This is a genomic window from Pseudomonas sp. NPDC012596, from assembly GCF_042902325.1.
Taxonomy (GTDB): Bacteria; Pseudomonadota; Gammaproteobacteria; order Pseudomonadales; family Pseudomonadaceae; genus Aquipseudomonas.
The window spans coordinates 56,185-83,050 of record NZ_JBIBEB010000019.1 but is presented as its reverse complement, the minus strand read 5'-3'; the positions used below and the strand labels follow the sequence as shown (position 1 = coordinate 83,050).

General features: G+C 64.2%; 24 protein-coding genes. 17 read left to right on the top strand and 7 right to left on the bottom strand.

Features of this window, described 5'->3' with window-relative positions; all coding sequences use genetic code 11:
* The first annotated feature begins 67 nt into the window (after positions 1 to 67).
* Together htpG and ACFY68_RS21170 are read left to right on the top strand one after the other, a co-directional pair.
* The gene (htpG, locus tag ACFY68_RS21175) at positions 68 to 1,972 is read left to right on the top strand and encodes a molecular chaperone HtpG (protein ID WP_387531329.1); all 1,905 of its coding nucleotides are present in this window, start codon (positions 68 to 70) and stop codon (positions 1,970 to 1,972) included.
* Positions 1,973 to 2,036: 64 nt separating this feature from the next.
* Positions 2,037 to 2,762 (top strand): dienelactone hydrolase family protein, encoded by a 726-nt coding sequence (locus tag ACFY68_RS21170; RefSeq protein WP_346615132.1) that lies wholly within the window; start codon positions 2,037 to 2,039, stop codon positions 2,760 to 2,762.
* A gap of 115 nt (positions 2,763 to 2,877) precedes the next feature.
* Here the strand turns inward: ACFY68_RS21170 and ACFY68_RS21165 are convergent, their stop codons facing one another.
* Positions 2,878 to 3,741 (bottom strand): pirin family protein, encoded by an 864-nt coding sequence (locus ACFY68_RS21165; RefSeq protein WP_387531326.1) that lies wholly within the window; start codon positions 3,739 to 3,741, stop codon positions 2,878 to 2,880.
* A 115-nt stretch (positions 3,742 to 3,856) separates the two neighbouring features.
* On the opposite strand from ACFY68_RS21165, the gene ACFY68_RS21160 reads away from it, so the two are divergent.
* Positions 3,857 to 4,861 carry an amidohydrolase family protein gene (locus ACFY68_RS21160; protein WP_387531323.1) on the top strand — a complete coding sequence of 335 codons (1,005 nt, stop codon included), beginning with the start codon at positions 3,857 to 3,859 and terminating at the stop codon, positions 4,859 to 4,861.
* Positions 4,862 to 4,932: 71 nt separating this feature from the next.
* On the opposite strand, the gene fabB is transcribed toward ACFY68_RS21160, so the two are convergent.
* The 5 genes from fabB to ACFY68_RS21135 all read right to left on the bottom strand — a co-directional run bounded on the left by fabB (position 4,933) and on the right by ACFY68_RS21135 (position 11,847).
* Positions 4,933 to 6,153, bottom strand: coding sequence for a beta-ketoacyl-ACP synthase I (fabB, locus tag ACFY68_RS21155; protein WP_346615129.1), 1,221 nt, complete (start codon positions 6,151 to 6,153; stop codon positions 4,933 to 4,935).
* Between the two features lie 11 nt (positions 6,154 to 6,164).
* A complete protein-coding gene (gene fabA, locus ACFY68_RS21150; protein ID WP_012315334.1) occupies positions 6,165 to 6,680 on the bottom strand; it encodes a 3-hydroxyacyl-[acyl-carrier-protein] dehydratase FabA in 516 nt (171 codons plus the stop codon).
* Between the two features lie 201 nt (positions 6,681 to 6,881).
* Positions 6,882 to 8,813 (bottom strand): ATP-binding protein, encoded by a 1,932-nt coding sequence (locus ACFY68_RS21145; protein ID WP_387531319.1) that lies wholly within the window; start codon positions 8,811 to 8,813, stop codon positions 6,882 to 6,884.
* Entirely contained in the window at positions 8,810 to 9,700 is an 891-nt protein-coding gene (locus ACFY68_RS21140) for an ABC transporter substrate-binding protein (RefSeq protein ID WP_387531316.1), read from the bottom strand. Before ACFY68_RS21140 ends, ACFY68_RS21145 begins: the two co-directional genes overlap by 4 nt.
* On the bottom strand, positions 9,700 to 11,847 hold the full coding sequence (locus ACFY68_RS21135; protein ID WP_387531313.1) for a TonB-dependent receptor plug domain-containing protein: 2,148 nt from the start codon (positions 11,845 to 11,847) through the stop codon (positions 9,700 to 9,702). Before ACFY68_RS21135 ends, ACFY68_RS21140 begins: the two co-directional genes overlap by 1 nt.
* A 140-nt stretch (positions 11,848 to 11,987) precedes the next feature.
* On the opposite strand from ACFY68_RS21135, the gene ACFY68_RS21130 reads away from it, so the two are divergent.
* The 14 genes from ACFY68_RS21130 to ACFY68_RS21065 all read left to right on the top strand — a co-directional run bounded on the left by ACFY68_RS21130 (position 11,988) and on the right by ACFY68_RS21065 (position 26,115).
* Positions 11,988 to 13,013, top strand: coding sequence for an NAD(P)H-dependent glycerol-3-phosphate dehydrogenase (locus ACFY68_RS21130; protein WP_387531309.1), 1,026 nt, complete (start codon positions 11,988 to 11,990; stop codon positions 13,011 to 13,013).
* Positions 13,014 to 13,069: 56 nt separating this feature from the next.
* Positions 13,070 to 13,417 (top strand): DUF4389 domain-containing protein, encoded by a 348-nt coding sequence (locus tag ACFY68_RS21125; protein WP_387531306.1) that lies wholly within the window; start codon positions 13,070 to 13,072, stop codon positions 13,415 to 13,417.
* On the top strand, positions 13,414 to 13,872 hold the full coding sequence (gene sixA, locus ACFY68_RS21120; protein WP_387531303.1) for a phosphohistidine phosphatase SixA: 459 nt from the start codon (positions 13,414 to 13,416) through the stop codon (positions 13,870 to 13,872). The genes ACFY68_RS21125 and sixA overlap by 4 nt, the downstream gene beginning before the upstream one ends.
* Positions 13,873 to 13,983: 111 nt before the next feature.
* Positions 13,984 to 14,358, top strand: coding sequence for a hypothetical protein (locus ACFY68_RS21115; RefSeq protein WP_387531431.1), 375 nt, complete (start codon positions 13,984 to 13,986; stop codon positions 14,356 to 14,358).
* A 93-nt stretch (positions 14,359 to 14,451) separates the two neighbouring features.
* A complete protein-coding gene (locus ACFY68_RS21110) occupies positions 14,452 to 15,240 on the top strand; it encodes an alpha/beta fold hydrolase (RefSeq protein ID WP_387531300.1) in 789 nt (262 codons plus the stop codon).
* Entirely contained in the window at positions 15,237 to 16,091 is an 855-nt protein-coding gene (locus tag ACFY68_RS21105; RefSeq protein ID WP_387531297.1) for an alpha/beta fold hydrolase, read from the top strand. Before ACFY68_RS21110 ends, ACFY68_RS21105 begins: the two co-directional genes overlap by 4 nt.
* Positions 16,092 to 16,199: 108 nt before the next feature.
* Positions 16,200 to 16,994: a DUF4892 domain-containing protein gene (locus tag ACFY68_RS21100; RefSeq protein WP_387531294.1), complete on the top strand. Its 795-nt coding sequence runs from the start codon at positions 16,200 to 16,202 to the stop codon at positions 16,992 to 16,994.
* 12 nt (positions 16,995 to 17,006) lie between these two features.
* Positions 17,007 to 18,059, top strand: a complete 1,053-nt coding sequence (locus ACFY68_RS21095; RefSeq protein ID WP_346615119.1) for an AI-2E family transporter — start codon at positions 17,007 to 17,009, stop codon at positions 18,057 to 18,059.
* Positions 18,060 to 18,221: 162 nt separating this feature from the next.
* Positions 18,222 to 18,311 carry a K(+)-transporting ATPase subunit F gene (gene kdpF / locus ACFY68_RS21090; RefSeq protein ID WP_082422724.1) on the top strand — a complete coding sequence of 30 codons (90 nt, stop codon included), beginning with the start codon at positions 18,222 to 18,224 and terminating at the stop codon, positions 18,309 to 18,311.
* Between the two features lie 9 nt (positions 18,312 to 18,320).
* A complete protein-coding gene (gene kdpA, locus ACFY68_RS21085; protein ID WP_387531289.1) occupies positions 18,321 to 20,015 on the top strand; it encodes a potassium-transporting ATPase subunit KdpA in 1,695 nt (564 codons plus the stop codon).
* A 9-nt stretch (positions 20,016 to 20,024) separates the two neighbouring features.
* Positions 20,025 to 22,079 (top strand): potassium-transporting ATPase subunit KdpB, encoded by a 2,055-nt coding sequence (gene kdpB, locus ACFY68_RS21080; protein ID WP_387531286.1) that lies wholly within the window; start codon positions 20,025 to 20,027, stop codon positions 22,077 to 22,079.
* 10 nt (positions 22,080 to 22,089) lie between these two features.
* On the top strand, positions 22,090 to 22,641 hold the full coding sequence (gene kdpC / locus ACFY68_RS21075; protein ID WP_387531283.1) for a potassium-transporting ATPase subunit KdpC: 552 nt from the start codon (positions 22,090 to 22,092) through the stop codon (positions 22,639 to 22,641).
* A gap of 127 nt (positions 22,642 to 22,768) precedes the next feature.
* Entirely contained in the window at positions 22,769 to 25,423 is a 2,655-nt protein-coding gene (locus ACFY68_RS21070; protein WP_387531280.1) for a DUF4118 domain-containing protein, read from the top strand.
* Entirely contained in the window at positions 25,420 to 26,115 is a 696-nt protein-coding gene (locus ACFY68_RS21065) for a response regulator (protein ID WP_387531277.1), read from the top strand. The genes ACFY68_RS21070 and ACFY68_RS21065 overlap by 4 nt, the downstream gene beginning before the upstream one ends.
* Before the next feature lie 18 nt (positions 26,116 to 26,133).
* On the opposite strand, the gene ACFY68_RS21060 is transcribed toward ACFY68_RS21065, so the two are convergent.
* Positions 26,134 to 26,814 (bottom strand): DUF6708 domain-containing protein, encoded by a 681-nt coding sequence (locus ACFY68_RS21060; protein WP_387531274.1) that lies wholly within the window; start codon positions 26,812 to 26,814, stop codon positions 26,134 to 26,136.
* Between the last annotated feature and the right edge of the window lie 52 nt (positions 26,815 to 26,866).

Here is a 26,866-nt window from a genome sequence, read left to right as displayed (position 1 = left end):
CCGCCGTTAACGCAGGCCGAATCGGCTGCCCGGCGCCCACTGCCATCAGATCGGAGTTTTGAAGACCATGAGTGTGGAAACACAAAAAGAAACCCTGGGCTTCCAGACCGAGGTAAAGCAGCTGCTGCACCTCATGATTCATTCCTTGTACTCGAACAAGGAAATCTTCCTGCGTGAGCTGATTTCCAACGCTTCCGACGCCGTCGACAAGCTGCGCTTCGAAGCCTTGGCCAAGCCGGAGCTGTTCGAAGGCGACAGCGACCTGAAGATCCGCGTGAGCTTCGACAAGGACGCCGGTACCGTGACCCTTGAGGACAACGGCATCGGCATGAGCCGTGAAGACGTGATCGCACACCTGGGCACCATCGCCAAGTCCGGCACTGCCGACTTCATGAAAAACCTCACCGGTGACCAGAAGAAGGACTCTCACCTGATCGGCCAGTTCGGCGTGGGCTTCTACTCGGCCTTCATCGTCGCCGACAAGGTCGACGTGTTCAGCCGCCGCGCCGGCCAACCGGCTGCCGAGGGCGTGCACTGGTCGTCGAAAGGCGAGGGTGACTTCGAGGTGTCCACGGTCGAAAAACCACAGCGCGGCACCCGCATCGTCCTGCACCTGAAGAAGGACGAGCTGGAATTCGCCGATGGCTGGCGCCTGCGCAACGTGGTCAAGAAATACTCCGACCACATTGCCCTGCCAATTCAGCTGCCCAAGGAGCAGGCTGCCGCCGAAGGCGAAGAACAGCCAGCCGAAGAATGGGAAACCGTCAACCGCGCCAGCGCGCTGTGGACCCGTCCGCGTACCGAGATCAAGGACGAGGAATACCAGGAGTTCTACAAGCACATCGGCCATGACTTCGAAAACCCGCTGGCCTGGAGCCACAACAAGGTCGAAGGCAAGCTTGAGTACAACTCGCTGCTGTACGTGCCGGCCCGCGCACCGTTCGACCTGTACCAGCGCGAAGCACCGCGCGGCCTGAAGCTTTACGTGCAGCGCGTGTTCATCATGGACCAGGCCGAGTCGTTCCTGCCGCTGTACCTGCGCTTCATCAAAGGTGTGGTCGACTCCAACGACCTGTCGCTGAACGTTTCCCGCGAGATCCTGCAGAAAGACCCGATCATCGATTCGATGAAGACCGCGCTGACCAAGCGCGTGCTGGACATGCTGGATAAACTGGCGAAGAACGAGCCTGAACAATACAAAGGCTTCTGGAAAAACTTCGGCCAGGTGCTGAAGGAAGGCCCGGCCGAAGACTTTGCCAACAAAGAGAAGATTGCCGGCCTGCTGCGCTTTGCCTCCACCCAAGACGACAGCGGCGAGCAGAGCGTTGCCCTGGCGGATTACCTGGCCCGCGCCAAAGAAGGCCAGGACAAGATCTACTTCCTCACCGGCGAGTCGTACGCGCAGGTCAAGAACAGCCCGCACCTGGAAGTCTTCCGCAAGAAAGGCATCGAAGTGCTGCTGCTGACCGACCGTATCGACGAGTGGCTGATGAGCTACCTCAACGAGTTCGACGGCAAGGCCTTCGTCGACGTCGCCCGCGGCGACTTGGACCTGGGCAAGCTGGACTCCGAAGAAGACAAGAAGGCCCAGGAAGAAGTCGCCAAGGACAAGGAAGGCCTGGTCGAGCGCCTGAAAGGTGCGCTGGGTGACAGCGTCGCTGAAGTGCGTGTGTCCCACCGCCTGACCGACTCGCCGGCGATCCTCGCCATCGGCGAGCAGGACCTGGGCCTGCAGATGCGCCAGATCCTCGAGGCCAGCGGGCAGAAGGTGCCGGACTCCAAGCCGATCTTCGAATTCAACCCAACCCACCCGCTGATCGAGAAGCTCGACAACGAGCAAAGCGAAGACCGCTTCGCCGAGCTGTCGCACATCCTGTTCGATCAGGCAGCGCTGGCGGCCGGTGATAGCCTGAAGGACCCGGCGGCTTACGTTCGTCGCCTGAACAAGCTGCTGGTCGAGCTGTCTGCTTGAGTTGATGCAAAGGAAAGCCCGCTTCGGCGGGCTTTTTTCATGGTGAAGCCTTAAGGAGTGCTTGATGAGCAAGGTAATCGTCGAATCGCTGGTTTATCACCTGTCTGGCAAGACCTATGAAAGCCGCCTTGTATACGAGCCCGGCGCGCTGGGGCGCCCTGGGCTTGTCATGGCGCCGAACTGGATGGGTATTGGCGAAGGTGCCGAGCGCATTGCCAAGGAAGTGGCCGAGAAGGGATACGTGGTGCTGATTGCCGACCTGTATGGGCAATCGGTGCGGCCGTCAAATGCCGACGAGGCGGGTGCGGCGATGATGCCGTTGAAGAACGACCGCAGCGAGCTGCGCAAGCGCATGAAGGGGGCGCTGGAGCAGCTGCTGGCGCAGTCGAAGGCACTGCTGGAGCCTGGCAAGGTGGCCACCTTCGGCTTCTGCTTTGGCGGTTGTTGCGCCCTGGAGCTGGCCCGTACCGGCGCTGATCTGAAGGCTGCGGTGTCGTTCCATGGCACGCTGGATACCCCGAACCCGGAAGATGCCAAGCACATCAAGGGTTCGGTGCTGGTGTTGCACGGCGCGTCGGACCCACTGGTGCCGAAGGAGCAGTTGCCGGCGTTCGAGGAGGAGATGAACGCGGCCAAGGTTGACTGGCAATTGCTGAGCTATGGCGGGGCGGTGCACTCGTTTACCGACCCGAATGCCAATGTACCGGGCAAGATGCAGTATGACCGTCGCACTTCGGAGCGGGCCTTCCGCTCGATGCACAACCTGCTGACTGAAGTGTTCCAGCGCTGATATAGCAGCGGGCGCTTTGCGCCCCATCGCCGGCAAGCCAGCTCCTACATGGCAGCGTAGGCCGCTTTTTGTAGGAGCTGGCTTGCCGGCGATGGGCTGCAGAGCAGCCCCAGAATTACCGTGGCAACTCGATCCTTGAGGTTTCCCCAGGTACCCGCGGCCAATCCCCCGCAGCCCAGCGGGCTCTGGCTTGCTCGATCAGTTCCGGGGCACTGGCCACGAAATTCCAGTTCATCCGCCGCGGCCCGTCCAGCGGCTCCCCGCCAATCAGCACCAGCTGGCACTCGCCCTGCGCATACAGCGTCACGTCCTCGCCCTCGGGCAGCAGCACCAGGCTGCAAGGCTCCACGTCCTCATCGCCCAGCAGCAACTCGCCATCCAGCAGGTAAAGCGCCCGCTGCGCGTGTTCAGTCGGTATCAGCAGCGTCGTTGCCGGCTGCATCTGTACGTGCGCATAAAGGGTAGGGGAGAGCACAGGCACCGGCGAATCCAGGCAGAAACCGCTGCCGGCAATCATGCAGATACGCACGCCCAGGGTATCGCTCACCGGCAGGCTGGCTGCGGGATGATGGCTATAACTCGGTTCGCCTTGCTCGAGCGAGCGGGGCGACGCCAGCCACACCTGCAGCCCATGCAAGCGCGAACCGTGTGCCAGCGCATCCGCCGGTGTGCGCTCGACATGCGCCACGCCGCTGCCGGCCGTCATCCAGCTGACATCGCCCGGCAATACACGCTGATTCGAGCCCAGGCTGTCCTTGTGCAGGATCGCCCCTTCGAACAGGTAGGTCAGCGTCGACAGCCCGATATGCGGGTGTTGGCGGATGTCCATGCCATGGCCCGGGGCGTAGTCGGTTTCCAGCATATGGTCGAAGAACACGAACGGCCCGACGCTGCGGCACTGCGCCGAAGGCAGTGGGCGCAGGATCGGCTGGCCCTCGACCGATTCGGCGCGCGGGCGGATGATCAGGGGGCTGCTCATGCTGGGCTCCAGGCGCGGTGCAAGTGCCCCCAGCATAGCTGTTTGCGCTGCATTGCTGAACCGCCAGCTGCGCGGCCGGGTCTACTCTGCTCATACCCGGAGAAGGAAGCTGCCCATGATCGCCAGAGCGCTGGCCTGCCTGCTGTTATGTGGAGGGTTGTGCCAGGCGGCACCGGCGCGTGACTACCGTTACAGCGATGCCCACCTGCACTATGTGGACTTCTTCCAGGAGACCGAGGGCATGCCTGCCCTGATCAAGGCGATGGATGATGCCGGTGTCGAGCACTCGATGATCTCCGGCGTACCGGTGGCCAAGAAATGGCATGAAGACGAGCCCAAGCGCCCGCGCTACTACGCCGGTGACGATGCCGATGCGTACTGGTACAGCGCCACGGACACCTACGTGGCGGCAGCGTTGCAGAAATTGCCCGAAGCGCAACGTAAACGCTTTCATCCGTTCCTGACGGGCTTCAACCCGGTCGACAAGAACGCGGTTAGCCATATCGAGCGCATGCTCGATCTGTATCCCGGGCTGTGGCAAGGCATTGGTGAAGTCTTCACCCGCCACGACGACCTTACGGCCTTGACCAGCGGTGACACGCCCCGTGCCAACAACGAGGCGATGACGCGCATCTATCACTTGGCCGCCGAGCGCGACATGCCGGTGCTGCTGCACTCGAACATCACCTCCAAGCGTGAGCGCAACCCGCTGTACCTGGCCGAGATCGAAGAGCCGCTGCGTAACCATCCGCATACCCGGTTCATCTGGGCGCATGCGGGCACCAGCATGGAGATCCATCGGCATCAGACGCAGATGGATTTTCTGCTGCCGGTGCTGACGCGTTTGCTCGAGGACTACCCGAACCTGTATATCGACCTGTCCTGGAGTGTGCTGGAGCCCTATCTGCTGGATGACCAGGGCGCGCCGCGCAAGGAGTGGCTGGCGTTGGTCGAGCGGTACCCGGAGCGCTTCATGCTGGGGTCCGATGTGGTGGGTAAATTCGGTAGCGTTGGTGAGCAGATGCACGGCTTCAAGCCGTTTCTGGATGCCTTGCCGGAGGGGGTGGCGAAGAAGGTGGCGCGGGACAACTTCCTGGCGGTGTTGCCCAAGGCTCGCTAGCCCTACACAAAACCTGCAGGCAAAAAAACGCCCCGAACCTGTCGGGGCGTTTTTGTTACAACATCAAGGCCTTACTTGCCTTCCCAGCGCTTGAGCACCAGGGTGGCGTTGGTGCCGCCAAAGCCGAAGCTGTTGCTCATGACCGTATCGATCCTGGCGTTTTCTTCGGTTTTGCGCACGATCGGCAGGTCCGCAACTTCCGGGTCCAGCTCGTCGATGTTGGCGGAGCCGGCGATGAAGTTGTTTTCCATCATCAGCAGGCAGTAGATCGCCTCGTGCACGCCAGCGGCGCCCAGCGAGTGGCCCGACAAGCTCTTGGTCGAGCTGATCTTCGGCGCTTTGTCGCCGAACACTGCACGAACACCCTTGATCTCGGCAACGTCACCGACCGGGGTCGAAGTGCCGTGGGTGTTCAGGTAGTCGATCGGGGTGTCGACGGTGGACATCGCCTGCTGCATGCAGCGGATTGCACCTTCGCCGCTTGGCGCGACCATGTCGTAGCCGTCGGAAGTCGCGCCGTAGCCGACGATTTCGGCGTAGATCTTGGCGCCACGGGCCAGGGCGTGCTCCAGTTCCTCGACCACGACCATGCCGCCGCCGCCAGCGATGACGAAGCCATCACGGTCGGCGTCGTAGGCGCGCGAGGCCAGTTCCGGAGTGTCGTTGCGCTTGGTCGACAGGGCGCCCATGGCATCGAACAGGAACGACTGGCTCCAGTGCTCTTCTTCACCGCCACCGGCGAAGACGATGTCTTGCTTGCCCCACTGGATCTGCTCCAGTGCGGTGCCGATGCAGTGGGCCGAGGTGGCGCACGCCGACGAGATCGAGTAGTTCAGGCCCTTGATCTTGAACGGGGTAGCCAGGCATGCCGAAACGGTGCTGCCCATGGTGCGGGTGACGCGGTAAGGGCCGACACGCTTGACGCCTTTCTCGCGCAGGGTGTCCAGCGCTTCCATCTGGTTCAGGGTCGAGGCGCCGCCGGAGCCAGCCACCAGGCCGGTACGCGGGTTGGAAACCTGCTCTTCGGTCAGGCCAGCGTCCTTGATCGCGTCCTGCATCGCCAGGTAGGCGTACGCCGCAGCGTGGCCGACGAAGCGGTAGACCTTGCGGTCGATCAGTTCTTCGAGGTTGAGGTCGATGGACCCGGAAACCTGGCTGCGCAGCCCCATTTCCTTGTATTCCGGGTTGAAACGGATACCCGGACGGCTGTTACGCAGGTTTTCGGTGACGGTAGCTTTGTCATTGCCCAGGCACGATACGATGCCCAGACCAGTGATAACGACGCGGCGCATGCGAATAACCCTTAGAAATTGTCAGTGGAGGTGAACACGCCGACCCGCAGGGCTTCGGCCGTGTAGATCTCGCGGCCGTCAACGCTGACCGAGCCATCGGCGATGGCCATGTTCAGCTTGCCCTTCAGGACGCGCTTGATGTGAATGTTGTAGGTGACTTTCTTGGCGGTAGGCAATACCTGGCCAAAGAATTTCACTTCACCCGAACCCAGGGCGCGGCCACGGCCTGGCAGGCCTTGCCAGCCGAGGAAGAAACCGACCAGCTGCCACATGGCATCGAGGCCCAGGCAGCCCGGCATTACCGGGTCGCCTTCGAAGTGGCAGGCGAAGAACCACAGGTCCGGGGTGATATCCAGCTCGGCGACCAATTCACCTTTGCCGTACTTGCCGCCTTCTTCGCTGATATGGGTGATGCGATCGACCATCAGCATGTTCGGCGCGGGCAGTTGCGCATTACCTGGGCCGAACAGCTCACCGCGACTGCAGCGCAGCAGGTCTTCCCGAGTAAAGGCGTGTTGTTTGGTCATGCGAGCTCCTCAATAACCCCCTGTGGCAGGGGATGAATCTTCCCGGCCAACCCGGCATCTCTCCGAGCGGCAGCCTACAGGTAGACTATTGCGTTGTGGTGAAAGTCACAGCGCACCTGGCGAAAGAAGTACAGGTGTGCACTGAAACGTCTATTTTCAGGGCCGAAGAAGGTCCTGTCCAGTCCTTAAGACTGCCGCACTTTAGCATTTATCGCCAGTCGCGGCTGTCTGGCCGGGTAACCAGCGTTGCAATACCCGTTGCAGCTCGGTGCGGCGGAAGGGTTTGCTCAGGTAATCGTTCATGCCGGCGTCGATGCAGCGTTCACGATCGCCCTGCAAGGCATTGGCGGTCAAGGCGATGATCGGTAGCAGGCCGCCATTGGGCAGCAGGCGGATCCGCCGGGTGGCTTCATAGCCATCCACCTGTGGCAGCCGGCAGTCCATCAGAATGGCGGCAAACCGATGCTGGCTGACCTGCTCGACCGCTTGAATGCCGTCGTGGGCCACGCTGACCTCAAGGCCCAGGCTACGTAGCATGGCCTCGATGACACTCTGATTGACCGGGTTGTCCTCAACCAGCAGGATGCGTTCGCCTTGCGCGAGCTGCCCGTGGGCCACCGCCGCGCCTGGCAGTGCTGCAGGCGTGGCGGTGGCCAGTGCCAGCGGCATCTCCAGGGTGAACGTCGAGCCCAGCCCTTCGCGGCTTTCGCCACGCAGCTTGCCGCCCATGCGTTCCGCCAGGGTGCGGGCGATGGACAAGCCCAGGCCGGTGCCGCCATAGCGCCGCGAAATCGAACTGTCAGCTTGCTGAAACGCAACGAACATCATCTCCAGGCGCTCGCTGTCGATGCCGATGCCGGTGTCGCGCACGCTGCAGGTGAACCAGAGCGTCTGGCGGTCGAGTACCTGCCAGCGGGCCTCGACCTGGACCTGGCCACGTTCTGTGAACTTCAAGGCGTTGCCGACCAGGTTGAGGAGGATCTGGCGGATGCGCGTGGGGTCGCCCACCACCTGCAACGGCCCATTGTCGTCGGGTAGCTGCAGGTGCAAGTGCAAGCCGCGCTGCTGTGCACTGTGCTGGAACGACTGCACGCTGCTGGCGATCAGCTCGCCCAGGTTGAAATCGATGTGTTCCAGCTGCAGCGTGGTGCGTTCGATCCGCGAGAAATCGAGGATGTCGTTGATCACCTTCAGCAGGTGCCCGGTGGATTCGCTGGCCACCGCCGTGTACTCGGCCTGTTCGCTGGTCAGCGGGGTGGTTTCCAGCAGTTGCAGCATGCCCAGCACGCCATTCATGGGCGTGCGCAGCTCGTGGCTCATCATCGCCAGGAATTCGGACTTGGCGCCGTTGGCTTGTTCGGCCTCTTCACGGGCCTGGATCAACTGGGCAATGGCCTGCTTCTGTTCCGTACTGGCCTGTTCAAGGGCGTTGGCCAGGTTGTTGATGTGGTGCGCCAGGTGGCCCAGTTCGCTGTCGTCGACCACCGGCAGCGGCGTGTTGTACTCACCTTGTTGGATGGCCTTGACCGCGTGGCCCATGTCGCTGATGGGCTTGGCCAGGCTCATGGCCAGGCGGCGGGCTAGAAGGAAGGTGAACAGCAGCGCGAACAGCGCCAGGATGCCGGCCTTGATCACGATCTCCTGCTGGCGCTGGCTGAAGGCGTCGTCCGACATGCCGACGATCACCCGCCCCAGGTAGTCGTCGCCTATCGCCGGCTGCGGGGCCTTGCCCTGCTGCAGGAAGTCGTTGTCCAGGCGGATTTGCTGCAGGCGGATCGGCGCCTGGAATACTTCCACGCGCTGAGCCCGGTTGGCACTTTCGTCGGACTGCTCGACGTACACCAGGATGTGGTTGCGGCTGTCCTGCACCTCTAGGAAGCGCACATGGGGGATGCTCAACGTGGCGCGCATCAAGCCTTCGAGCACTTCGTTGTTGCCCGAGATGACACCGTATTCGGACGCTGGGGCCAGTTGGTTGGCGATCAGTTGCCCGGTGTGGTTGAGCTCTTGGCGCAAGTCCTGGATGCGCACGAAGGTGAAGAAACTGATGAGCAGCAAGGTCAGCAGCAGCGCGGGGCCCAGGCTGATGATCTGGGTGCGGGTATGGATGTCCCAGCTCAGGCGTTTGCTCATGGGGTGTGTTCTCCTTCGGCCAGGGCCTTGGCGGTGGCGTTCGGATCGATCGGTTCAAGGCCCAGGGCGCGGGCCACCTGCTGGTTGCCGCTGACGCCAAAGCGTGCCGGGTAAAGGCTGCGGGGCCAGCGTGCCGGCGGATGGTCGAGCAGTTGGTCGAGGACCGCCAGCCAGTCATCCTGGTCGCTGTAGGTGCTGGCCAGTGCGCCAGCGCGGACGAAACCGGCGTTCGGGCCGATCAGCGCCATCTGCCGGCCATAACTGCTGAGTAGCAGGTTCTTGGCGGTCTTGGAGTTGTACAGGTCGGGGTCGTCGAGCCCCAGCAGCACGTCGCTGTTGCCCAGCACATGCTGCAGCGGGCGGCTGTCGCGCTGGTCCGGCCAGTCCTGGGCCACGACCTCCAGCCCCAGCGGGCGCGCCGCCTGGCGCAGTTCATCGAGCAGAAAATGGCTATGCTCGCCGTACAGCACGCCGATGCGCTGGGCCTGGGGCAGCAGGTAGCGGGCCAGGCGCAGTTGCCGGGCCAGTGGCGCGTCACTCCACAGCAAGGTCAGGAAGGCCGGGCGCGACTTTCCCAGGCGTTGCTCGGCCTGCACGCGGCTGATGCGCATGGCCAGTGCCGGTGGGCCGGCAGTTTCGCCCAGGCGCCAGTCCAGCGCGGCGCTGTCCAGCAGCACCAGGCGCGTATCTGCCGTGAGCAGGCCGGGGCGGGGCAGTTCGGCGACGGTCTGAAACCGCACCTGGTCATGGCTGCGGCGGCTTTCGAGCGCTGCGACAAAGCTGCGGATGCCGGGCTGGTCCTCGCCGCCGACCAGCAGGATTTCGCTGGCAGACAGCGAACCCAGTGGCAACAAGCAGAACAGCAGCAGGCGCAGCAGTCGGGCCATCAGAACTCCAGCTCTGCGCTGACACTCAGGCGGTGTCGGCTGTCGTAACGGTTCTGGGCCGTGGTAATCGGCTCGTCGTCCAGGCGCTGCTGCCACAACGCGGCGAGCTCCAGGTTGCTGCCCTGGATGCGCATGCGTTTGGCCACGCGCAGGTCGAGGCGCTCGTAGCGATACTGGTTGAGCGTAGCGTCACCGTAATAGAACAGCGCGCTCGACCAGCCTTGGCCCCATTCGCGCATCCAGCCGGCCGAGCCACTGTTGCGGGCCGTGTTGGCGCTGTCGACGGGGTTGCTGGCCCAGGCGTCGACGTAGGCGTAGGTGAAGCGCAGGCGGTCACGCCGGGTGGGGCGCCAGTCCAGCTGCGCCTCGCTGCCGCTGAAGCGGGCCTTGTTGGCGTTGCTGGCGATGTACTGGTTGTTCTTCAAGGGTTCGCTGATCATTCCGGTGATCTCGTCGTAGAACAGCTTCACATCCATGTTCAGGTCAATGTCGCTGAACTGCCCGTTGTAGCCCAGCTCGCGCGAGCGCATGCGTTCCTGGTCGAGGTCGCCCGGCCCGCGCGTCTTGACGAAATATTCACCGTGCTGCTGGCCGAATGCGGTGGGTGTGAGGTTCTTGACCGTGTAGCTCCAGTTGACGTTGTTCTCGAACATGTCCGGCGAGCGCACGGCTTCGGAGTACACCGCGCGCAAGCCGTGGCGTGGCGTGATCAGGTAATTGACCGCCATGCGCGGGGTCAACGAGCTGCCGGACAGCTGCGAGTCTTCGAACATCGCGCCGCCCTGCACGATCCAGTGCTCGTCGGCGCGCCACTCCAGCTGGCCGAACAGGCGCCAGGTCTGATCGTCCAGGCTGCCGTCGAAGTAAGTCTGCGAGTCGGCGCGATCATAGCGGTAGTTCATGCCGCTGAGCAGGCGCAGGCTGTCGGTCAGGCTCAGGGTGTCCTGGATTTCCAGGTCGTAGCGGGTTTCGCGGGTGCTCTGATCGACATCGCCGCACACCACATTGCTGCCACCCTGGTTGTTCCACTGGTTCTTGATGGCGTCGACCAGCGCCTGTTCTTCAGGGTTGCTGCTGCTGGGCGGGTTGTTGGCCCCGCGGGCGACCTGTTCGGCGAAATTCGGGTTCAGTTGCCACAGCCGGGTCAACTCCGGGCTGAACGACAGTGCCGCGTCGCACGCGCGCCAGACCTGCTGGCGGTCGAAGTGCTGGGCCGAGCCCTGCACGTACAGGCTGTGTTCGGGGTTGAAATCGATGTTCCAGCGCACCGAGCCCGCATAATCCTTGGCGTTGACGTCTGCGTTGTCGCCGCTTTCGGTCACGAAGGGGAACACCGGCTGATAGGTGTAGGGCCGCTGGTTGCTGCCTTCCTTGGCCGCCAACTGCCATTCCAGCGTCTGGTTCGGCGCCAGGGTGTGGCTGACGCTGAGGTTGAAGCGGTTGAGCCGGCGGCTGTCGCGGTAATCCTGGCCGAACTGGTTTTCATCGAAGCCGTCATCTTTCTGGCCCGATACCGACAGGCGCAGGTCGCCGCCGTCCCAGCCCAGGCCCTGGCTGAGGTAGTAATCGTCGATGCCGTTCTGGCCGCGGGTCAGCTTCATGCGCGTGCCGTGGCTGTCGGCCGGGTTGCGGGTGAGGATGTTGACCACCGCCATCAGCGCGTTGGCGCCGTAGCTGACGGTGTTGGGGCCGCGGAACACCTCGATGCGCTCGATATCCTCGAGCGCTACCGGGATGTCGCTCCAATCGACTGTGGCCAGGCCCGCGCGGTACACCGATCGGCCGTCGATCAGCACCTGCATGCGCCGGGCTTCGTTGACGCTGGTGCCGTGGTAGTTGACCGTCGGCTGGTTGCCGGCGCCGTAGCCGATCATCATGCCTGGCACCAGGCGCAGCAGCTCGGGAATATCACGGGCGCCGCTGGCACGAATCAGCTCGCTGTCGAGCACGGTCATGCTGCCCGGCACGGCGGCCGGGGATTGTTTCAGGCGCGTGGCGGTCAGAACCTGCGGCAGGTCGGCGTTGTCGATGAACAGGTCGTCGGCAAAAGCCTGGCCGCCGAGCAAGGCGGTCAGCAGCAACAGGCGAGGGTAGTGAGGCGTGCCAGGGAACACGATACGGCCTTGTATCAGGGTTGAAACAGGCATGTTAACTGACCGTGGAGGTTTTGCCAGTGATCTGCGGCATGAGTGCCGACCGCTTCACGGGCACTGCCACTGGCTCTGTCGCCTGCGCACCGTATAATGCCCCCCGTCGCCACTTCATTAATGGCTCTAACGGATTGAATATGACTCAACAGCAACCTGTTGCAGTTCTGGGAGGCGGTAGCTTCGGCACCGCCGTGGCGAACCTGCTGGCGCAAAACGGTGTGCCGGTGCGCCAATGGATGCGCGACCCCGCGCAGGCCGAAGCCATGCGCGTCAATCGCGAGAACCCTCGCTACCTCAAGGGTATTCGGCTGCATGATGGCGTCGAGCCAGTCAACGACCTGCTGGCCACCTTGCAGTCCAGCGACCTGGTTTTCGTCGCGCTGCCATCGAGTGCCCTGCGCAGCGTGCTGGCGCCGCATGCCGAGTTGCTGAGTGGCAAATGCCTGGTCAGCCTGACCAAGGGCATCGAAGCGCAGAGCTTCAAGTTGATGAGCCAGATTCTTGAAGAGATTGCCCCGCAAGCGCGTATCGGCGTGCTGTCCGGGCCGAACCTTGCCCGCGAGATCGCCGAGCATGCGCTGACCGCCACGGTGGTCGCCAGCGAGGACGAAGCGCTCTGCGAACGTGTGCAGGCCGTGCTGCATGGCAGCACCTTCCGGGTCTATGCCAGCAACGACCGTTTCGGCGTCGAGCTGGGTGGCGCGTTGAAGAACGTCTACGCAATCATCGCCGGCATGGCCGTGGCGTTGGGCATGGGCGAGAACACCAAGAGCATGCTGATCACCCGCGCACTGGCCGAGATGACCCGCTTCGCCGTGAGCCAGGGCGCCAACCCCATGACCTTCCTTGGCCTGGCCGGCGTAGGCGACCTGATCGTTACCTGCTCCTCGCCCAAGAGCCGCAATTACCAGGTAGGCCACGCCCTGGGCCAGGGCCTGACCCTGGAGCAGGCGGTCAGTCGCCTGGGCGAGGTGGCAGAAGGGGTCAATACCCTCAAGGTGCTCAAGGCCAAGGCGGAGGAAGTACAGGTATACATGCCGCTGGTGGCCGGCCTGCATGCCATCCTCTTCGAGGGGCGCACGCTGAACCAGGTGATCGAGCGCCTGATGCGTGCCGAACCCAAGACCGATGTCGACTTCATTTCCACCAGCGGTTTCAATTGAGCCACCAGCGTCTCGAATGAGCCTTTAGCGTCTTTGATCAGAGCAAGGAGCGATACATGAACGATACCCCCGAGCGCGCCCAGCGCGAGTCGATCATCCTGCGCGTGGTGTGGATGCTGGTGTTCCTGGTGGTCTGGCAACTGGCCGAACTGCTGCTGGGCGGCCTGGTGCTGGTGCAGCTCATCTACCGGCTGATTTACGGTGCGCCGAGCGCCAGCCTGATGAACTTTGGCGACAGCCTCAGCCAGTACCTTGCGCAGATCGGACGCTTCGGCACCTTCCATACCGACAACAAACCCTGGCCGTTTTCCGACTGGCCTGCCCCACGTGCCCCGGAAGGTGAAGCGCCACATACCGTGGCCCCAGCCCCGCACCCGGTGCGCGACGAGGAGCCCAAGCTGTGAAGCTGTGGGTGCTACGCCATGGCGAGGCGGAGCCACGGGCCAATACCGATGCCGAGCGGCGCCTGACGGCCCATGGCCGTGAACAGGTACTGCGAAGTGCGGCGCATCTGCTCGGCCAACCGCTACAGGCCATCATCGCCAGCCCCTACGTGCGGGCGCAGCAGACGGCAGCCTTGGTGCATGACACCCTGGGTTTTGCCGAACCCGTGCGCACCGTGCCCTGGCTGACGCCGGAGAGCAGCGTCCAGCAGGCCATCGGTGAAATCGAGCGCCTGGGCCTTGAGCACGTGCTGCTGGTCAGCCATCAACCGCTGGTGGGCTCGCTGGTCGGCATGCTCGAGCACGGGCACCTTCAGCAGCCGGCGCCCATGAGCACGGCGAGCCTGGCAGAACTCGAAGGCGATTGGCCGCTGTCTGGCCTGATGACGCTTCGCGCGCTTAATTCACCTGGCTGACTGCGGCAACTGGCAGTTTTGCCAGTTGCCCGTGGATTGGATCCATTGTTAGCGTTGGTTCAGGATGACAAGCGAATCAGTGCGGCATGGAGTGGTGGAATGAGCGGTCTGATGCCCGAGTTGTTGCGTTCGTTGGACCTGCAGCCCATGGTTGAAAGCGTGCAACGCGGCGTTGTGCTGGACTTTGCCCAGTACAGCCTGCTGCGCGAGTCGGCAGATGCCAAGCTTTACCATTTACTGGGCAAGCTGCGCCGCAGAGGCCAGCAGAGCGATACCCGCCATCAGCAAGGTGAAGACGATTTACGCAAGCTGCAGGACGCCTGCCTGCGCGTCTCCCATCTGTTGCAGACCAGTTGCCTGGCGTTGCGGCGGCTGGAGCTCGACCACCAGGATCAGCGCCTTGCCCGAGAGGTTCTGGAGAGCCAGTTGGCCTACATGCAAGCCTGCCTGCGACGTTCCCTTGCGAGCTTTGACAGCAGCGCATGACCTGATTGCCCTTGGCGATGACCTTTACAGATGTTGCCGAGCATCAGCGCGATGCCGACAATGGGCCATCATCCCCGCTCCGGACCAGGCGCCATGTCGCAGCAGATCTTCTTCGCCCATGCCAACGGTTTTCCGTCTGCCACCTACTGCAAGCTGTTCGCTGCCCTGGCACCGGACTATCAGGTGCAGCACCTGCCCCTGCACGCCCACGACCCGCGTTTTCCGGTCAACGACAACTGGCAGAACCTGGTCGACGAACTGTTGCACCACCTGGCCCGTCAGGGCCAACCGGTCTGGGGCGTCGGGCACTCGCTAGGGGGCGTGCTGCACCTGCATGCGGCGCTGCGTTGCCCTGAATACTACCGAGGGGTGGTGATGCTCGATTCGCCGGTGCTGACCCGTGCCGACCAGTGGTTACTGCGCACTGCCAAGCGTTTCGGCTTCATCGACCGCATTACCCCGGCAGGCCGCACCCTTGGCCGGCGTGAAGCGTTCGCCGACCGCGACAGCGCGCGTGACTACTTCGCCAGCAAAAGCCTGTTCCGGCATTTTGACCCCGAATGCCTGGAGGCGTACCTGGAACATGGCCTGGAAAACTCAGAGCAAGGCCTGCGTCTGCGTTTCGACCCGGCTACCGAAATCAGCATCTACCGCAGCATCCCCCACGCCAGCCCGGCACCGGCACGCCAGCTCAAGGTGCCGCTGGCGATGGTGCGGGGTGACCGCAGCAATGTTATCCGGCGCCATCACACGCTGGCCGTGCGCGCCATGCCACGTGGCGAGTATCACAGTGTGCCAGGCGGGCACATGTTCCCGCTGGAACGGCCAACCGACACCGCCAGCCTGATCAAAGGCCTGTTCGACCGCTGGAGCCAGGCATGAGCGCGCATGTCGAGGAAATTCGCCTCAGCCTCGGCCATATCGAACTGGCGGCGCACTTGTTCGGCCCCGAGCAGGGGCTGCCGACGATCGCCCTGCATGGCTGGCTGGACAATGCCAACAGCTTCGCCCGCCTGGCGCCGCAATTGAAAGGCCTGCGTATCGTCGCCCTGGATCTGGCCGGGCATGGTTACTCCGAACACCGCCCGCCAGGGGCTGGCTATGCGCTGGCCGACTATGCCCACGATGTGCTGCGGGTTGCCGAGCAGCTGGGCTGGCAACGGTTTGCCCTGCTCGGGCATTCGCTGGGGGCGATCATCTCGGTGCAACTGGCCGGCGCCTTGCCGGAGCGGGTCAGCCACCTGGTGCTGATCGACGGCGTCATTCCGCCGACCGGTGCCGAGGCGGATGCCGGGGAACGTCTGGGGCTGGCGCTGCAGGCGCAGCTTCGCCTGGATGGCAAGCGCAAGTCGGTTTACAAGTCGCTGGAGGAGGGCGTGCAGGCGCGTATGAAAGGGATGGTTGCAGTCAGCCGGGACGCCGCCGAGCTGCTCGCCCAGCGCGGGCTGATGCCGGTCCCCGGCGGCTACAGCTGGCGCAGCGACAGCCGCCTGACCTTGCCCTCGCCTGTGCGCCTGAGCCAGGCCCAGGCCATGGCCCATGTGCACCGGGTTAGTTGCCCGGCCTGCCTGGTAGTGGCCGCCGATGGCATGCTGGCACGCCACACCGAGCTGCTGCAGCAGCTAACCTTTGAACAGACGGTGCTGCCCGGTGGGCATCACCTGCACCTGAACGATGAACAGGGCGCGGCCCTTGTCGCAGACTGTATCAATCGCTTCTTTGGCTTTGCTTGACTTGCATCGGACAAGTGTCGAGGCTTGGCGGGTTGAAAGGGAGACAACCATGCAACTGCCAGACATTCTGGAGCTTCACTTCGGCGCCGGTCGCCGTCTGGGCCGCCGATGAGCGCGCCCGTTGCCATGCGCACCGTCATTTGCGCCAGCCTGCTGTTCGCCAGCCCGTTGCTGTGGGCCGGCAACCTGCCGGTCCCCGTGGACGCCAAGGTGGTCGACCAGCGGCCGGTGGTCGAACAAGAACGCATCTACCCCATGGGGCCGCTGCGCAAGATCAGCGGCCGCTTGAGGGTCGACGACAAAGTCGAGAGCCGCGGGCAGGTCAGTTCCGTCACCTATGAATTGCCGGTGGAGCGCACCGCCCGCGAAGCGTTCACCAGTGCCCGCGAGGAACTGCAGCGCGACGGTGGCTACCCGTTGTTCTGGTGCCAGGGCCGCGATTGCGGCGAAGCCAGCCTGTGGGCCAATGATGTGTTCGCCAGTGCACGGCTCAATGGTGGTGACGAGCAGCAGGCGTTCATCCTGCTGCGCCGCTCCGCCGAAGAGGCCGATACCCTGGTGGCGCTGTACAGCGTCACGCGCGGTAATCGCCGTGCCTACCTGCATGTGGAAGAGTTCGTCGCCGGCAGCCCGCTCGGTGAGCTGCTGCCCACGGCAGCTACGGTGTTGCGCGAAATGCGCGACACCGGCAAGCTCGACTACCCTGACCTGACCACGCCGCAACCTGCCTGGGTGGCGTTGCTGGGCCGCAGCCTCAACCTCGACAGCACCTTGCGCGCCAGCCTTAGCGGCAACGAGGCCGAGGCCTGGCGCGAGCAACTGGTCAAGGCGGGCGTACGCAGCAACCGGCTCGAGGTCGGCAATGCTCCTACCGACGGCCTGCACCTGGAATTGATCCGTTGAACGAGCGCCACCATGGCCAACAATGATCGCCTGCTGATACAGATCGTCCTACTCGCCTTGCTCGGGGCTGCCCTGTGGGTGATGGCGCCGTTCATATCGGCGCTGTTGTGGGGGGCGATCCTGGCCTTTGCCAGCTGGCCGCTGATGCGCCTGCTGACGCGGGCGCTGGGCGGGCGCGAAACACTCGCTGCAAGCCTGCTGACCACCGCCTGGATCCTGATCGTGGCCTTGCCGCTGGTGTGGCTGGGGTTCAACCTGGCTGACCACATCCGCGATGCCACGGCCTTTGTGCGTGACGTGCAAGTGGACGGCCTGCCCGAGGCGCCGGACTGGCTGGGTGGCATCCCCTTCGTCGGCGAGCGCCTGGTGCGCTGGTGGCAATCCCTCGATCAGCAGGGCGCGGCGCTGATCGCCTCGGCCAAGCCTTACTTCGGCCAGGTGGGCAACTGGCTGCTGGCGCGCAGCGCACAGATCGGCAGCGGCGTGCTGGAGCTGACCCTGAGCCTGGTCTTCGTGTTCTTTTTCTACCGTGATGGCCCGCGCCTGTCGGCGTTCGTCCTGCGCTTGCTCAACCGCCTGGTAGGGGACCGCGCCGAGTATTACCTGGAGCTGGTGGCGGGCACCGTGCAACGGGTGGTCAACGGCGTGATCGGTACTGCAGCTGCCCAGGCGCTGCTGGCCCTGATCGGTTTCCTGATTGCCGGTGTGCCAGGCGCCATCGTGCTGGGCCTGGTGACCTTCATGCTCAGCCTGATTCCCATGGGCCCGCCACTGGCATGGATACCCGCGACGGGCTGGCTGGTGTGGAAGGGTGAGTACGGCATGGCGGTGTTCCTGGGGATCTGGGGCACCTTTGTGATCAGTGGCGTGGACAACGTGCTCAAACCGTACCTGATCAGCCGCGGGGGCAACCTGCCGCTGGTGATCGTACTGCTTGGGGTGTTCGGCGGTTTGATCGCCTTTGGCTTCATCGGCCTGTTCATAGGGCCGACCTTGCTGGCTGTGGGGTACAGCCTGCTGCTGGACTGGAGCCGCAACGCCGGGCAACAGACGCCCCAGCGGTAAGCGCGAACCGGCCCAGCGATTGGGCCGGCACAGCCACCCATGAATCGTTGATCTTTACGCTTTCTTTATCCCCATCCCCACCTCTCGATCTCGCCTCTTTACGCCCCTCCCTCGGACAATCTCCCCAAAGCGGCCCAAGCCGCACCCAGGGGAGATCTGCACATGAACATGCTCGACGGGCTGTCACTGCTTTTGGCAGTGGCATTGGCGGTTTACCTGCTGGTGGCGCTGCTGCGCGCCGATCGCAGCTAGGGAGCGGCCATGCACAGTTATGACTTCGCGTTGCTGTTGGCGTTTTTCGTCATCGTGCTGCTACCGGCACCGTGGCTCGGGCGGTTCTATTACAAGGTGATGGAGGGCCAACGTACCTGGCTGACGCCACTGCTTGGCCCGGTGGAGCAGGGCTGCTACCGGCTGGCTGGCGTACGCGCCAAGCAGGAGCAGAACTGGAAGCAGTACACCCTGGCCCTGCTGGCCTTCAACCTCGCCGGCTTTCTGGTGCTGTTCGCCGTGCTGCTGCTCCAAGGCCATCTGCCGCTCAACCCGCAGCACCTGCCCGGCCAGGAATGGTCGCTGGCCTTCAACACGGCGGTGAGCTTCGTCACCAACACCAACTGGCAGGCCTACAGCGGTGAAGCGTCGGTCAGCTACCTGAGCCAGATGCTCGGCATGACCGTGCAGAACTTCGTCAGTGCCGCCACCGGCCTGGCCGTGCTGGTCGCGCTGTGCCGCGGCATCGCCCGGCGCTCCACCAGCAGCCTGGGTAACTTCTGGGTCGACATGACCCGTGCCACCCTTTATGGCCTGCTGCCGCTGTGCCTGTTGCTGGCGCTGCTGCTGGTATGGCAAGGCGTGCCGCAGACCTTCGCCGATTACGCCCACGCCGTAACCCTGCAAGGCGCCGACCAGACCATCCCGCTGGGCCCTGCCGCCAGCCAGATCGCGATCAAGCAGCTGGGCACCAACGGTGGCGGCTTCTTCGGCGTCAACTCGGCGCACCCGTTCGAGAACCCCACGGCCTGGAGCAACCTGTTCGAAGTGGCCGCGATCATCCTGATTCCGGTCGCCTTGGTGTTTACCTTTGGCCACTACGTCAAGGACCTGCGCCAGAGCCGCGCGATCCTGGCCTGCATGCTCGGCCTGTTCCTGATTGGCGGTGCGACTGCGCTGTGGTCGGAGCACCAGCCGAACCCTGCTCTGGCAAGTGCTCAGGTGCAGCAAAGCGCGCCGATGGAAGGCAAGGAGAGCCGCTTCGGCACCACCGGTTCGGTGCTGTGGACGGTGACGACTACCGCAGCGTCCAACGGCTCGGTCAACGCCATGCACGACAGCCTCAACCCGCTGACCGGCATGGTTGCGATGGTCAACATGATGGTGGGTGAAGTGATCTTCGGCGGTGTCGGCGCGGGGCTGTACGGGATGCTGCTGTTCGTGCTGATCGCGGTGTTCCTGGCGGGCCTGATGATTGGCCGCACGCCGGAATATCTCGGCAAGAAACTGCAGGCGCGGGAGGTGCAGCTGCTGGTTGCGACACTGCTGGTAATGCCGGTCGGTGTGCTGGTGCTGGGCGCCATTGCCGCCAGCCTGCCGGGCCCCGCTGGGGCGGTCAGCAACCCTGGCGCCCATGGTTTCAGCCAGTTGCTCTACGCCTACACCTCCGGCACCGCCAACAACGGTTCGGCATTCGCCGGGTTCGGCGCCAATACGGTGTTCCACAACGTGATGATCGGCCTGGCCATGCTGATCGGCCGCTTCGGCTACATCCTGCCAATTCTGGCCTTGGCTGGCAGCCTGGCGGCGAAGAAAAGCGCGCCCCAAGGGCTGAACAGCTTCCCCACGCATGGCCCGCTGTTCACTGGCCTGTTGCTGCTGACCATCCTGCTGGTCGGCGGCCTGACCTTCCTGCCGACCCTGGCCCTTGGGCCAATCGCCGAACACCTGAGCCTGGGTTTCTGAGGACCGATCATGAACATGCCCATTCCTGAAGTGAATGCCCCACGCAGCGCCAAGGACCAGACCCGCATTGGCGCGCTGTGGCGCCCGGCGCTGGTGCAAGCGTTCGTCAAGCTCGACCCACGGCAGCTCAAGCGCTCGCCGGTGATGCTGGTGGTCGCCCTGACCGCGGTGTTGACCACCGTGCTGTGCTTCGCACCCGGCAGTGGCGTCAGCACCGGCGTTGCCGTGCAGATTGCCCTGTGGCTGTGGTTCACCGTGCTGTTCGCCAACTTCGCCGAAGCGTTGGCCGAGGGCCGCGGCAAGGCACGCGCCGACAGCCTAAAGGCGGGTAGCCAAGGCTTGACTGCCCAGCGTCGCAAGCACGACGGTACCTTTGAAACCGTCAGCGCAACCCAGCTGCGCAAGGATGACGTAGTCCGCGTCGTTGCCGGCGACATGATCCCCGGTGACGGCGAGGTGCTCGAAGGCATCGCGGCCGTCAACGAGGCGGCCATTACCGGCGAGTCCGCACCGGTCATCCGTGAGTCCGGCGGTGACCGTTCTGCCGTTACCGGCAACACCCGGCTGGTTTCCGACTGGTTGCTGATCCGCATCACCAGCAACCCAGGCGAATCGACGCTGGACCGCATGATCGCTTTGGTCGAAGGCGCGAAGCGGCAGAAGACCCCGAATGAAATCGCGCTGGATATCCTGCTGATCGGCCTGACCCTGATCTTCCTGGTGGTGGTGGTGACCCTGCAGCCGTTCGCCCACTTTGCCGGTGGCAGCCTGCCATTGATCTTCCTCGCGGCGCTACTGGTGACGCTGATCCCCACCACCATCGGCGGCCTGCTTTCGGCCATCGGCATCGCCGGCATGGACCGCCTGGTGCGCCTGAATGTGATCGCGCGCTCGGGCCGTGCGGTGGAGGCGGCCGGTGACGTGCACACGCTGATGCTCGACAAGACTGGCACCATCACCTTCGGCAACCGCCGCTGCAGCGCCTTGCATGCCGCCACGGGCGTAACCGCCAAAGAGCTGGGCGAGGGTGCCTTGCTCGCTTCGCTGGCCGATGACACTGCCGAAGGTAAGTCGATCGTCGAGTACCTGCGCCAGTTGCACGACTTCGTCGAGCCGGCAGCCGGGCAGTTCGAGCCCATTGCCTTCAGCGCCGAGACGCGCCTGTCGGGCATCGACTTGCAGCAACACCGTTACCGCAAAGGGGCTGTAGATGCGGTTCTGGCCTTCGTCGGCATGCAACGCCTGGAGATGCCGGCCGCGCTGGCCCGCGAAATCGAACGCATCGCCCAAAGCGGTGGCACGCCGCTGCTGGTTTGCGTGGACAAGCGCCTGCTGGGCGTGATCCACCTCAAGGATGTGGTCAAGCCGGGCATCCGCGAACGTTTCGCCGAACTGCGCAAGCTGGGCATCCGCACGGTGATGGTGACCGGCGACAACCCGCTGACCGCCGCCGCCATTGCCGCCGAGGCCGGGGTGGATGATGTGCTGGCCGAGGCCACGCCAGAGAAGAAGCTGGCGCGCATCCGCCAGGAACAGAACGACGGTCGCCTGGTGGCGATGTGCGGCGACGGTGCCAACGACGCCCCGGCACTGGCCCAGGCCGACGTGGGCATGGCCATGAACGACGGCACCCAGGCGGCGCGCGAGGCAGCCAACATGGTCGACCTGGACAGCGACCCGACCAAGCTGCTGGATGTGGTGCAGGTCGGCAAGGAGCTGTTGGTCACCCGTGGCGCGCTGACCACCTTTTCCATTGCCAACGACGTGGCCAAGTATTTCGCTATCCTGCCGGCGCTGTTTGCCGCCATCTACCCACAACTGGGCGTGCTCAACCTGATGCACCTGGACAGCCCGCAGAGTGCGATCCTTTCGGCCATCGTGTTCAACGCACTGATCATCATCGCGCTGATCCCCCTGGCCCTGCGCGGTGTGCGCGTGCAGGCCGCCAGCGCTGCCCACCTGCTGCGGCGCAACCTGCTGATCTACGGCCTGGGCGGCATCATTGTGCCGTTTGCCGGGATCAAGCTGATCGACCTGCTGCTCAACGCTCTGCACCTGGTCTGAGGAGGCCATCATGAACACATATGTACGCCCGGCGCTGAGCCTCATCCTGCTGATGACGGTGGTCACCGGCGCGCTGTACCCGCTGGCGGTGACCGGCATTGCCCAGGTGGCGTTCCCTGAACAGGCCAATGGCAGCCTGGTGCGCGATGACCAGGGCCAGGTGCGCGGCTCTGCGCTGATCGCCCAAGGTTTCCAGGGCGATGGCTGGTTCCACTCGCGGCCATCGGCAGGGGCTTATGCCACCGTGGCCAGCAGTGCGAGCAACCTGTCGCCGAGCAACCCGGCATTGGCCGAGCGGGTAGGCAGTGAAGCTGCGAAGCTGTATCAGGCTGAGCTTGGGCCGGTGCCGCAGGCCCTGCTGACCACCTCTGGCAGTGGCCTGGACCCGCATTTGCCGCCGGAGGCTGTGGCCTATCAGATTGCGCGCGTGGCGGCAGCGCGCAAGGTACCGGCCGAGCGCTTGCAAGCCTTGCTCGAAGAGGCCACCCTCCACCCATTGATCGGCCCGCCTGTGGTCAATGTGCTGGCGCTGAACCAGGCCTTGGAGAAGCTGGGGCAGTAAGCCTGCCCCCATAGGTATTGCACCGCTCGCAAGGCCTGCGAGTTCACTGTAGGAGCCGGCTTGCCGGCGATTGGCCTGCGAAGCAGGCCCAACCGTTGTCGATCGCCGCCATTTCGAAGGATGAAACATGAGTGACGCAGCCCGCGCAGACGCGCTGTTGGCCAACCTCCCGCGCGAAGGCCGTGGCAGGCTCAAGGTATTCCTCGGCGCCGCCCCCGGCGTAGGCAAGACCTACGCCATGCTCCAGGCCGCCCATGCCCAGCAACGCCAGGGCGTTCAGGTATTGGCGGGGGTGGTCGAAACCCACGGCCGCGCGGAAACCGAATCGCTGCTCGCCGGCCTGCTTCAGCAACCGCTGCTGCGCAGCGACTACCGTGGCGTCACCCTCGAAGAAATGGACCTCGATGGCCTGCTCAAGGCAACGCCTTCGTTGGCATTGGTCGACGAGCTGGCCCACACCAACGCGCCTGGCAGCCGTCACGCCAAGCGTTGGCAGGACGTGCAGGAACTGCTCGCCGCCGGCATCGACGTGTATACCACGGTCAACGTCCAGCACCTGGAAAGCCTCAACGACAAAGTCCGCGACATCACCGGCGTGCAGGTGCGCGAAACCTTGCCGGACTGGGTATTGCAGGAAGCCTTCGAGCTGGTGCTGATCGACCTGCCGCCGCGCGAGCTGCTCGAACGCCTGCGCGAGGGCAAGGTGTACGTGCCCGAGCAGGCGCGGGCGGCGATCGATGCGTATTTTTCCCAGACCAACCTGACCGCACTGCGCGAGCTGGCGATGCAGACCGCCGCCGCCCAGGTCGACGCCGACCTGGCCCACGGCTACCGTCAGCGCGGCCAGGAGGCGCCGGCCCTGCGTGGGCGCTTGCTGGTGGGCGTGGATGGCGACGACCAGGCCGAACGCCTGGTGCGCCATGCCAGCCGCGTCGCGCAGCGTCGGCATTTGCCCTGGAGCCTGGTGCACGTCGACAACGGCCGGCTGCGTGACGAAACCGCCCGCCAGCGCCTGCAGGCCGCCCAGCAGTTGGCGGAGCGCTTGGGCGGGGAAGTGGTGCTGCTGCGTGCGGGTGAAGTGGCGCGCACGCTGATCCAGCATGCTGGCGAGCGCCGTGCCAGCCTGGTGCTGGTAGGGCAGTCGCGTGATCGCCTGCGCCGCCGCCTGTTCGGCGCAGGCGTCGCCGCGCGGCTGCTACGCGAGAACCATGGCCTGGAAATCAACGTCCTCGACCGGGATAACCAGCCGCCGCCTGCGAGTGCTGCCGTGCAACGGGTATGGGTGTGGCGCCACTACGTGCTGGCGCTGGTCGCTACCGCGCTGGCGGCAGGCTTGTCGTGGGCGGTGTCCAGCGTGTTGGCGCTGCCCAACATCTCCCTGGTGTTTCTTGCAGCAGTGCTGCTGGTCGCGGTGCGCAGCAGCCTGGGCCCGGCGCTGGCCTGCGCCGCGCTGTCGTTCCTGACCTACGACTTCCTGTTCATTCCGCCAAACTTTTCCTTCAGCATCCAGCGTGAAGAAGATGTGCTGACCCTGGTCTTCTTCCTGCTGATGGCCGCGCTCACCGGCAACCTCGCCGCGCGCCAGCGCCGCCAGCTGCAGGCCCTGCGCGAAACCCAGGCACAGACCAATCAACTGCTCGACCTGTCGCGCCGCCTGACCGTCGCCGCCGACCGCCAGGCCGTGTTCAACGCCGCGGGCCAGCACCTCGATGGCTGGCAGGACGTGCAGGTCTGCCTGCTCGAACGCAACCCGGAAGGCTTGCTGCAGCTGGCCAGTGGCGAGGCGCATGGTTTGAGCGACAACGAACGTGCCGCCGCCGAATGGGCCTGGCTACACGGCCAGGCCGCCGGCCACGGCAGCGACACACTGCCCAACGGCCGCTGGTGGTGGTGGCCGTTGGCGGTCGATGAGCATCCCCTGGCCTTGCTTGGCGTGCGGCCACGTTCCGGCGAGCCGCTCAGTGCCCAGCGCCGCCGCTTGCTCATGGCGCTTGGCCAACCCCTGGCCCAGGCCTTGGCACGCGCACGCCTGGCCGAGCAGCTGGAAGCGGCCCGCTTGCACGGCGAAACCGAACAACTGCGCAGCGCCTTGCTGGCTTCGGTCTCCCACGACCTGCGCACCCCGCTGACTGCCATGCGTGGCAGCATCGACAGCCTGCTGGCGCTGGGCGAGGCCATCCCCGTCGAGGACCGCCGCGAGCTGCTGGAAGGCACCCGCAACGAAGCCGAACGCCTCGATCGCTACATCCAGAACCTGCTCGACATGACCCGCCTGGGCCACGGCGGCCTCAAGCTTGCCCGCGACTGGGTGGCGCCCGCCGATATCGTCGGTAGCGCCCTCAACCGCCTGCGCGTGGTGCTGGCGCCACTGCGCGTGCACACCGATGTCCCTGCCGAACTGCCACTGCTGTTCGTCCACGCAGCGTTAATCGAGCAGGCGCTGGTCAACGTGCTGGAAAACGCCGCGCGCTTTTCGCCGGCCCAAGGCCGCCTGGACCTGGTGGTTTCGGTGCACGACGAACACCTGTGTTTCGCCGTCGGTGACCAGGGCCCTGGCATCCCCGTGGCCGAGCGCGAGAAGATTTTCGACATGTTCTACACCGCCGCCCGCGGCGACCGTGGCGGGCAAGGTACCGGCCTGGGCTTGGCGATCTGCCAGGGCATGATCGGCGCCCATGGCGGGCAGATCCAGGTCAGCGAAGGCATCGATGGCCACGGCACCTGCATCACACTATGCTTGCCGCTGCCTCAACAACCTGAAGCCGAAAGCGAAGCCCCATGAGCCAGTCCGCCACCCTCTTGGTCATCGATGACGAACCGCAGATCCGCAAGTTCCTGCGCATCAGCCTGGCCTCCCAGGGTTACAAGGTGCTCGAAGCCGCCACCGGCAGCGAAGGCCTGGCCCAGGCCGCGCTGGCCAAGCCCGACCTTGTGGTGCTCGACCTCGGCCTACCCGACATGGACGGGCAGCAGGTGCTGCGCGAATTGCGCGAGTGGAGTGCAGTGCCGGTGATGGTGCTGTCGGTGCGTGCCAGCGAAGTGCAGAAGGTCGATGCGCTGGATGGTGGCGCCAATGACTATGTGACCAAGCCGTTCGGCATCCAGGAGTTTCTGGCCCGTGTGCGTGCGCTGCTGCGCCAGGTACCGCAGGCTGGTGGGGGCGAGGTGGCGGCAAGTTTCGGGCCGTTGACTGTGGACTTTGCGTTTCGCAAAGTGACCCTCGATGGCGCAGAGGTGGCATTGACCCGCAAGGAGTACGCGCTGCTGGCGCAGCTGGCCGGGCACCCGGGGCGGGTGATAACCCAGCAGCAACTGCTGAAGGATATCTGGGGGCCGACGCATGTGGAGGACACCCATTACCTGCGCATTGTGGTGGGGCATCTGCGGCAGAAGCTGGGGGATGACCCTACGGCACCGCGGTTCATCATTACCGAGGCGGGTGTTGGCTACAGGCTGGTGGCGCCTGTCAACTAACGGCATGCAGCAGCTGACTCATGGCGCTGTTGTCGACTCCTGGTCCATATCCGCTGGCCAGGCAACGCTGGGCGCCAGGCGCAAGGCGAATTCGCACCAGAGGACGTCGTTGTGGTCTTTAGGTGGGCCAGGTGGCGGGAGTGCGCCTGGGCCTTGCTGCATGTAGGTGCAAATGTAGGCCCAGAGGTGTTCGTCGGCACCCATTGTACTGAGGTGGAAGCGATCAATAACCCTGTTCGTTCCCGGCTCGACGATAGAGAGCATGACGCCCCACTTGAAAATCAACCCGCCATTTAGTGAGGCTGTTTGTGACCAGCGTTCTGCGCGCACTTGCGACCAGTCATAGCTTACGGGTACTACTTGCCACTTTTCGAAGGGATTCCACCATCGGTACTTGAAGTTGTAGGCGTAGATTTTTTCCCGGATGCGATTGAAACGGATCGGTTCGTCTCTGGGGGGGCATATGTCGACTCTGAAGGCGAATACGGTGGTCCATATGCCAACTAGAAAGGTTCCCGTACTCATCCATAGCGACTCCATATCACCGGCCGTGACGCTTTCGAAAATAATGTCGAGCGCCCAAAGTGTCAGGAAGGTGAATAGGCACGCTAGAGCGGACATGATGCCTCTTGCTGTCATCGCTTTGCGGGGTATCTCCAGGTACATGAAGTCTTGGTGGTTGGGTGTTTGATTGCCCATGCACGCCTTCGTGCAAATTCTCTCATAAGGGGCTGGTAGATCCTCAACCCAG

Coding starts and splice junctions, on each gene's coding strand:
- ACFY68_RS21125 (WP_387531306.1), top strand. CDS start 13,070: ATGAACGATACCCCCGAGCGCGCCCAGCGCGAGTCGATCATCCTGCGC.
- ACFY68_RS21100 (WP_387531294.1), top strand. CDS start 16,200: ATGAGCGCGCCCGTTGCCATGCGCACCGTCATTTGCGCCAGCCTGCTG.
- ACFY68_RS21170 (WP_346615132.1), top strand. CDS start 2,037: ATGAGCAAGGTAATCGTCGAATCGCTGGTTTATCACCTGTCTGGCAAG.
- fabB (WP_346615129.1), bottom strand. CDS start 6,153: ATGCGCCGCGTCGTTATCACTGGTCTGGGCATCGTATCGTGCCTGGGC.
- ACFY68_RS21095 (WP_346615119.1), top strand. CDS start 17,007: ATGGCCAACAATGATCGCCTGCTGATACAGATCGTCCTACTCGCCTTG.
- ACFY68_RS21135 (WP_387531313.1), bottom strand. CDS start 11,847: ATGCCTGTTTCAACCCTGATACAAGGCCGTATCGTGTTCCCTGGCACG.
- kdpA (WP_387531289.1), top strand. CDS start 18,321: ATGCACAGTTATGACTTCGCGTTGCTGTTGGCGTTTTTCGTCATCGTG.
- htpG (WP_387531329.1), top strand. CDS start 68: ATGAGTGTGGAAACACAAAAAGAAACCCTGGGCTTCCAGACCGAGGTA.
- ACFY68_RS21070 (WP_387531280.1), top strand. CDS start 22,769: ATGAGTGACGCAGCCCGCGCAGACGCGCTGTTGGCCAACCTCCCGCGC.
- ACFY68_RS21065 (WP_387531277.1), top strand. CDS start 25,420: ATGAGCCAGTCCGCCACCCTCTTGGTCATCGATGACGAACCGCAGATC.
- ACFY68_RS21165 (WP_387531326.1), bottom strand. CDS start 3,741: ATGAGCAGCCCCCTGATCATCCGCCCGCGCGCCGAATCGGTCGAGGGC.
- ACFY68_RS21130 (WP_387531309.1), top strand. CDS start 11,988: ATGACTCAACAGCAACCTGTTGCAGTTCTGGGAGGCGGTAGCTTCGGC.
- ACFY68_RS21060 (WP_387531274.1), bottom strand. CDS start 26,814: ATGGGCAATCAAACACCCAACCACCAAGACTTCATGTACCTGGAGATA.
- ACFY68_RS21145 (WP_387531319.1), bottom strand. CDS start 8,813: ATGAGCAAACGCCTGAGCTGGGACATCCATACCCGCACCCAGATCATC.
- ACFY68_RS21140 (WP_387531316.1), bottom strand. CDS start 9,700: ATGGCCCGACTGCTGCGCCTGCTGCTGTTCTGCTTGTTGCCACTGGGT.
- kdpF (WP_082422724.1), top strand. CDS start 18,222: ATGAACATGCTCGACGGGCTGTCACTGCTTTTGGCAGTGGCATTGGCG.
- ACFY68_RS21110 (WP_387531300.1), top strand. CDS start 14,452: ATGTCGCAGCAGATCTTCTTCGCCCATGCCAACGGTTTTCCGTCTGCC.
- kdpB (WP_387531286.1), top strand. CDS start 20,025: ATGAACATGCCCATTCCTGAAGTGAATGCCCCACGCAGCGCCAAGGAC.
- ACFY68_RS21115 (WP_387531431.1), top strand. CDS start 13,984: ATGCCCGAGTTGTTGCGTTCGTTGGACCTGCAGCCCATGGTTGAAAGC.
- ACFY68_RS21105 (WP_387531297.1), top strand. CDS start 15,237: ATGAGCGCGCATGTCGAGGAAATTCGCCTCAGCCTCGGCCATATCGAA.
- fabA (WP_012315334.1), bottom strand. CDS start 6,680: ATGACCAAACAACACGCCTTTACTCGGGAAGACCTGCTGCGCTGCAGT.
- kdpC (WP_387531283.1), top strand. CDS start 22,090: ATGAACACATATGTACGCCCGGCGCTGAGCCTCATCCTGCTGATGACG.
- ACFY68_RS21160 (WP_387531323.1), top strand. CDS start 3,857: ATGATCGCCAGAGCGCTGGCCTGCCTGCTGTTATGTGGAGGGTTGTGC.